The organism is Streptomyces macrolidinus, assembly GCF_023887685.1.
Classification (GTDB): domain Bacteria; phylum Actinomycetota; class Actinomycetes; order Streptomycetales; family Streptomycetaceae; genus Streptomyces; species Streptomyces macrolidinus.
This window is the reverse complement of the sequence record NZ_JAMWMR010000063.1, coordinates 1-7,465: the sequence shown is the minus strand read 5'-3', so window position 1 is coordinate 7,465 and position 7,465 is coordinate 1. Positions and strand designations below refer to the sequence as shown.

Sequence of the window (7,465 nt, the reverse complement as noted above, 5' to 3'; positions counted from 1 at the left end):
ACGGACGGCGATCTGGGGCTCGCCTGAGGCGAGCGCCGCGGCGATGACGCGCCGGGTCGGCGGTTCCGTGGCGTCGAGGAGCACGATCCGCTCGGGCTCCTCCGACTGGACGGAGCGCACCAGGCCCCAGACCGCCGCGGCCGCCAAGTCCGTCACGTCCTCGTCCGGCGAGGCGGCAACCGCTCCCCGGGTGATCAGGACGAGCTTCGCGTCGGCGGCACGCTCGTCGGCCAGCCACGACCGTACAAGCTCCAGCGCCCGCTCCACGGCCGTGTGGACGTCCGCGTGCCTCACCCAGGGCGCCAGCACGACGCCGGGGACGGCGGGAGCCGCGCCCAGGGTAGACACGCCCCGGTGGACGGCGAGATTCGCGAAGTCCGGCCCGAGGGCCCGGGCGTCGTCGCCCAACAGCGCCCAGTCGCCGGGCTCGGCCGCGGCGGACGCCGTCACCGGGACCCAGTCGACGTGGAACAGGCCGTTGCGCCGCAGAGCCCGGTCGGTGTCCGGCCGAAGCTCGGGCAGCGGCCGCAGGGTGATCTCGTCGACCGTCAGCACGGGGTCACCCGACGCGTCCACGGCCGCCAGGGCGTACGCGTCGGCGCCCGCGGGCGTCAGCCGCACCCGCACCGCGGAGGCGCCGACCGCATGGCACGTCACTCCGCGCCACGCCACGGGCGCCAGGACGCCGGCGTCGGTGAGCCGTACGGCTTGGAGCGCGGCCTCCAGCAGGACGGGGTGCGTCCCGAACGCGTCGGCCACGGTGTCCTCTGGCAGGACGACCTCCGCGAACACCTCGGTGCCCGAACGCCGCACCGAGCGCAGGGCCTGGAACGCGGGCCCGTACCCCACCCCGAGGGCGGCGAACCGCTCGTACAGCTCGGCGGGTTCGACGGTGACCGCGTCGGCCGGCAGCTGCCACCGCGCCGGGGCGAGCCCGCCGCGCGGCACGGCCGCCAGCAGACCCCGGGCGTGCAGCGTCCAGTCCGCGGAGTCCGCGTCCGGCCGGGCGTGCACGGTGACGCTGCGGGCGCCGGTGTCGTCCGGGCCACCGACGGCGACCTGGAGGCGCACCGCGCCATCGTCCGCCAGGACCAGCGGCGCCTCAACGGTGAACTCCAGCAGGTGGTCGGCGCCCACCTCACCGCCCGCGTGGACCGCCAGTTCGACGAAGGCACCATCCGGTAGCACAGTGTCGCCGCACCGCTCGTAGTCGGCGAGCCACGGCGCGCTGTTCCGGGTGACCCGACCCAGGCACACGTACCCGTCCGTACCGGGCAGTTCCACGGCGGCACCGAGGAACGGGTGGTCGGGGACGGCCAGGCCGAGCCCGGCGGGCGCGGTGGCCGGGCGCACCGCGGGCCGCAGCCAGTACCGCTCGTGCTGGAAGGCGTAGGTCGGCAGGTCGGCAGGCTGGGCACCGGCGCCCTCGAACACCGCCTCCCAGCGCACCGGAGCGCCGTGGGTGAACGCCTCGGCCACGGAGGTGAGGAGGCGGCGCGTGCCGCCCTCGTCCCGGCGCAGGGTGCCGAGCGCGACCGCGGTGCGTCCGGCGTCGTCGATGGTCTCCTGCACGCCGCCCGCGAGCACGGGGTGCGGGCCGACCTCGACGAAGCAGGTGGCGCCCTCGGCCAGCGCGGCCCGCACGGCCGTGTCGAACCGGACCGTGCCCCGCAGGTTGCGGTACCAGTACTCGGGCCCCCAGGCTGTGGTGTCCATGGCCTCGCCGGTCACGGTTGAGTACACCGGCACGCTCGCGGCCCGGGGCCGGATGTCCCGCAGGGCGCCGATCACTTCGTCCCGGACGCTCTCGACCTCGGCCGAGTGGGAGGCGTAGTCCACCTCGACCCGGCGTGCCCGTACGCCCTGCCGCTCGGCCTCGGCGAGCAGGTCGTCCAGCGCCCGGCTCTCGCCCGAGACGACCACCGTCGACGGGCCGTTGACCGCCGCGAGGGACAGCCGGCCGCCCCGCTCCCCCAGGCCCGTGAGCAGCGCCTGGGCGCGCTCGGCGGGCAGGGCCAGCGACACCATGCCGCCGCGACCGGCGAGCCGGACGAGCGCGCGGCTGCGCAGCGCCACCACCCGGGCGGCGTCCTGCAGGGAAAGCGCCCCGGCGACGCACGCCGCCGCGATCTCGCCCTGCGAGTGGCCCACCACGGCGGCCGGTTCGACCCCGAGCGAGCGCCACACCTCCGCCAGCGACACCATCACCGCGAACAGTGCGGGCTGTACCACGTCGACCCTGGCCAGCGTTTCGGCGTCACCGAGCACGTCGAGCAGCGACCACTCGACGTACGGGCTCAGCGCCGCCGCGCACTCCCGCATCCGGGCCGCGAAGACCGGCGACTCGGCCATCAGTGCGTCGGCCATGCCGACCCATTGGGCGCCCTGGCCTGGGAAGACGAACACCACCCTCGGGTCGGTCGTGGCACGGCCGGCCACACCGCCGCCCTCGGCCAGGCCGCGCAGCAGCTCCGTCCGGTCGGCGCCGAGCAGCACCGCGCGGTGGTCCAGCACCGCCCGGGCCGTCGCCAGGGTGTGGCCGATGTCCTCGGCACCCGGGCCGGGTGTGTCCGGGGCACCGTCCGTCAGGGCGGAGAGCAGCCGCCGGGCCTGGCCGCGCAGCGCGTCCGCGGAACGCGCCGAGAGCACCCAGGGGACGACCGGCAGGGTCCGGGGCTCGTCGGCACCGTCACCACCGGGGGCGGCTTCGGGTGCGGCCGGCCGCTCCAGGATCACGTGCGCGTTCGTGCCGGTCACGCCAAACGCAGACACACCCGCGCGGCGCGGCCGGCCCGTCTCGGGCCATACGACCGCGTCGGCTGCGACCCGGACCGCGCCGCTCGACCAGTCGACGTGGGTGGTCGGCTCGTCCACGTGCAGGGTGGCGGGCAGCAGGCCGTGGCGCATCGCCTCCACCATCTTGATCACCCCGGCGACGCCGGCGGCGGCCTGGGTGTGGCCGATGTTGGACTTGACCGAGCCGAGCAGCAGCGGCCGCTCGGCGTCCCGGTCCTGCCCGTACGTGGCCAGCAGCGCCTGCGCCTCGATCGGGTCGCCGAGCGCGGTGCCGGTGCCGTGCGCCTCCACGGCGTCCACGTCGCGGCCGGTGAGCCCGGCCTCGGCCAACGCCCGGCGGATGACCCGCTGCTGGGCGGGGCCGTTGGGGGCGGAGAAGCCGCTGCTCGCGCCGTCCTGGTTGACGGCGGTGCCGCGCACCACGGCGAGGACCGGGTGGCCGTTGCGGCGAGCGTCGGACAGCCGCTCCAGCAGGAGCATGCCGACGCCCTCGCCCCAGCCTGTGCCGTCCGCCCCGTCGGCGAACGGCTTGCAGCGGCCGTCCGGCGCCAGCGCGCGCTGGCGGCTGAACTCGACGAAGGCCGCCGGGGTCGCCATCACGGCGGCGCCTCCGGCCAGCGCGAGGGAGCACTCGGAGCGCAGCAGCGCCTTGCAGGCCAGATGCAGCGACACCAGCGACGACGAACAGGCGGTGTCGACGGTGATCGCAGGGCCTTCGAGCCCGAAGGTGTAGGAGATCCGGCCGGAGACGGCGGCGGCGCTGTTGCCGGTGCCGACGTATCCGCCGAGGTCCTCGGCCGCGGCGTGCAGGAGCAGCGCGTAGTCCTGGCCGTTGGTGCCGACGAACACGCCGGTACGGCTTCCGCGCAGCGCGTCGGGGGCGATGCCCGCGCGTTCGACGGCCTCCCAGGAGGTCTCCAGCAGGAGCCGCTGCTGGGGGTCCATCGCCAGCGCCTCGCGGGGGCTGATCCGGAAGAACCCGGCGTCGAACTCACCGGCGCCGGTGAGGAATCCGCCTTCCTTGGTGTACGAGGTGCCCGGCCGCTCCGGGTCCGGGTCGTGCAGCGCGGCGAGGTCCCAGCCGCGGTCGTCCGGGAACCCGGAGATCGCGTCACCGCCGTCGCGTACCAGCCGCCACAGGTCGTCCGGGGTACGCACATCGCCGGGGAAGCGGCAGGCCATGCCCACGATCGCGATCGGCTCGTCGGCGGCGGCCCGCGGCGCGCCCTCGTCCGACGCCTCGTCGGACGGCGAGGCGTCGCCCGCCAGCAGTGCCGCGAGGTGGTCCGCGAGCGCGGCGGGTGACGGGTAGTCGAAGACCAGCGTCGCCGGCAGGCGCTGCCCGGTGGCGGTCGCGAGCCTGTCCCGCAGCTCCATGGCGGTCAGCGAGTCGAAGCCGAGGTCCTGGAACGCCCGGTCGGCCGCCACGGAGTCGGCCTCGGTGTACCCGAGCACCCCGCCCGCCTCGGCCCGGACCAGGTCGAGCATGATCCGGCGCCGCTGCGGTCCCGCGAGGCCGGCGAGTTCGGCGGCCGGCCCGCCGGGGGCCGGCTCCTCGGCGGCGGGTTCGGCCAGCGCCTCACGGGCATCCGGCAGGTCCGCGAGGAGCGGGGCCGGCCGGAGAGCGGCGAACAGCGGGGCGAACCGGGACCAGTCGACATCGGCGACGGTGACGGTCGGCTCCGCCTGCTCCACGGCCTCGGTCAGGGCGTCGAGCGCGAGGGCCGGGTCCATCGGCAGGACGCCGCGCCGGGTCAGGGCGTCGGGGTCGGCCATTCCGTCGCCGTCCCAGGCCCCCCAGGCGATCGAGGTCGCGGCGAGCCCGCGCGCCGCCCGGTTCCGGGCCAGCGCGTCGAGGAAGGCGTTGCCCGCCGCGTACGCCCCCTGCCCGCCGGCGCCCCAGGTGGCGGCGATCGAGGAGAACAGGACGAAGGCGTCGAGTTCCCGGTCGGCGAGCAGCGCGTCCAGGTGGGCGGCGCCCGCGACCTTCGCGGCGGTGACGGCGGCGAACTCGGCCGGGCCGGTGTCGGCCGCTGCTCGGACCTCGCTGACGCCGGCCGTGTGCACGACCGCCGTGAGCGGGTGCTCCTCGGGTACGGCCGCCAGCACTCCGGCGAGCGCGTCTCGGTCGCGTACGTCGCATGCGACGGTGGTCACCGTGGCGCCGAGGCCGACGAGTTCGGCCGTGAGCGCCTCGGCGCCAGGTGCACCCGGGCCGCGGCGGCTGACCAGCAGGAGGTGGTCGGCTCCCTGCCGGGCGAGCTGCCGGGCGACCTGTCCGGCGAGGGCTCCGCTGCCTCCGGTGATCAGCACGGTGCCGTGCGGGGCCCAGGGGCGGCGGTCGCCGTCGTGGGGCAGGGCGCGGACCACCCGGCGGGCGAACACGCCGGTGGGCCGCAACGCGACCTGGTCCTCGGCACGGCTCGCCAGGACGCCGGCGAGGCGGGTGCGGCAGCACTCCCCCGTCCCCTCCGGCAGGTCGACGAGTCCGCCCCAGCGGTCGGGGTGCTCCAGGGCGAGCACCCGGCCTAGGCCCCAGAGCGCACTCTGGCCGGGGCTGACAGGTCCGTCCGCGGCGTGGGTGGACACGGCGCCCCTGGTCAGACACCACAGGGGTGCCCGGACGTCCGCCTCGACGAGGCCGGCGAGCAGCGCCAGGGTCGCCTCGACGCCGGCGGGCACCTCCGGGTGCCCGGCCGACGGCCGGTCGTCGAGCGCCGCCAGGGACACCACCCCGGCGATCGGGTCCCCGGTCGCCATCACCTCGCGCAGCTTGGTCGCGATGTCGGTCGGCGTCAGGGTGCGGACCCGCGCGCCGTGGGCCGTAAGCGCCGCGGCGACTCCCGCGCCGGCCGGGTCGCCGAGCCCGTCCGCACCGCCGACGACGAGCCAGGTCCCGGTCAGGACGGCCGGTCCCGGCTCGGCCAGCGGGCGCCAGGACTCCCGGTATCGCAGGGCGTCGAGGGCGGAGCGGTCGCTCCGGCGGCGGCGCCAGGAGCCGAGCGCCGGGGCGACGACGGCGAGGGCGTCCGCATCGACCTGCAGCGTCTCCGCGAGCGAGTCGACGTCCGAGCGGTCCACCGCCGCCCAGAACTCGCTGTCGGCCGGGTCGGCTCCGGGTACGGGCGGCTCGGCCGGGTCCAGCCAGTACCTGCGGCGCTGGAACGGATAGGTGGGCAGCTCCACACGGCGTGCGCCGGTACCGGCGAACAGCGACGCGTGGTCCGCGTCCGTGCCCCGGACATACAGGGCGGCGACGGCCGAGACGACGGCGGTGACCTCGTCCCGGTCGGCGCGCAGGGTGGGCATGACAGCGGCGGCCCCGGCGCGGTCCGTCAGGCAGTCCCGCGTCATCGGGGTCAGAATGCCGCCGGGCCCCAGTTCGAGGTAGGTCGTCACACCGAGCCGGTGCAGGGTGTGCACACCGTCCATGAACCGCACCGTCGACCGGACGTGCTCGACCCAGTACTCCGTCGAACAGGCCTCCTCGGCGGTGAGGGTCTCACCGGTCGTCGTTGAGACGATCGGGATCGCGGGAGGCGCGGGGTCCAGCGTGCGGACCACCTCCTCGAACTCCGGGAGCATCGGTTCCATCAGCGGCGAGTGGAACGCGTGGCTGACGGCCAGCTGCCTGGTCTTGATGCCCTGCTCGGCCCAGAGCCGGGCGAGGCGGGCGACGGTGTCGCCATCACCGGAGACGACGGTGGCCGAGGGCCCGTTGACGGCGGCGATGCCGACCAGGTGCTCCAGCCCGCTCAGCGCGGCGAGCACGTCCTCCGGTGCGGCCTGCACCGCGAGCATCGCCCCGCCGGCCGGGAGCCGCTGCATGAGGCGGGCGCGCGCGGCGACCAACGTGCAGGCGTCCTCCAGGGTGAACACGCCCGCGATGTGGGCCGCGGCGATCTCACCGACGGAGTGGCCGATCAGCCGGTCGGGCCGTATGCCCCAGTGCTCGAACAGGCGGGCAAGCGCGACCTCCACGGCGAAGAGGGCCGGCTGGGTCCAGCCGGTCTCGTCGAGCGACGCGCCGCCGTCGAAGACTGCGGCGCGCAGCGAGGCGTCCAGGTGCGCGTCGAACCGTGCGCACACCGCGTCGAAGGCCTGGGCGAACACCGGGTACGCGGCGTACAGGGCGCGCCCCATGCCGACGTACTGGGCGCCCTGTCCGGAGAACAGGTAGGCGATCCGGTGGTCGGGGACGGCCGTCCCGGTGACGGCACCCGGTGCGCGGTCACCGGTGGCGAGCGCGGTGAGGGCCGCAGCTAGCGCCTCGCGGTCGGGGGCGACGATGGCCGCCCGGTGCTCAAGGGCCGTGCGCGTGGTGGCCAGGGAGTAGGCCACGTCCCCCGGGTCGTCGTCCCCGGTGCGGGACAGCAGCTGGGCGGCGAGGGCCCGGAGCGCGGCTGGGCTGTGGGCGGAGAGCAGCCAGGGGACGACCGGAGCGGTGCTCGCGCCGGGCTCGGGCCCGGTGTCCGCCTCGGCCTCGGTTGCGGCTTCGAGGATGACGTGGGCGTTGGTGCCACTGACGCCGAACGACGACACACCCGCGCGGCGCGGACGGTCGGTCTCAAGCCAGGGCATCTGCTCGGTCAGCAGGCGCACCTCGCCGGCTGCCCAGTCGACGTGCTGTGACGGCTCGTCCACGTGCAACGTCGCGGGCAGCACGCCG

General features: G+C 76.1%; 1 protein-coding gene. It reads right to left on the bottom strand.

What is annotated here, in order from left to right; translation table 11 throughout:
- Positions 1–7,465: type I polyketide synthase (locus tag NGF19_RS30025; RefSeq protein ID WP_252429070.1), on the bottom strand; the 7,465-nt coding region annotated here is incomplete at both ends.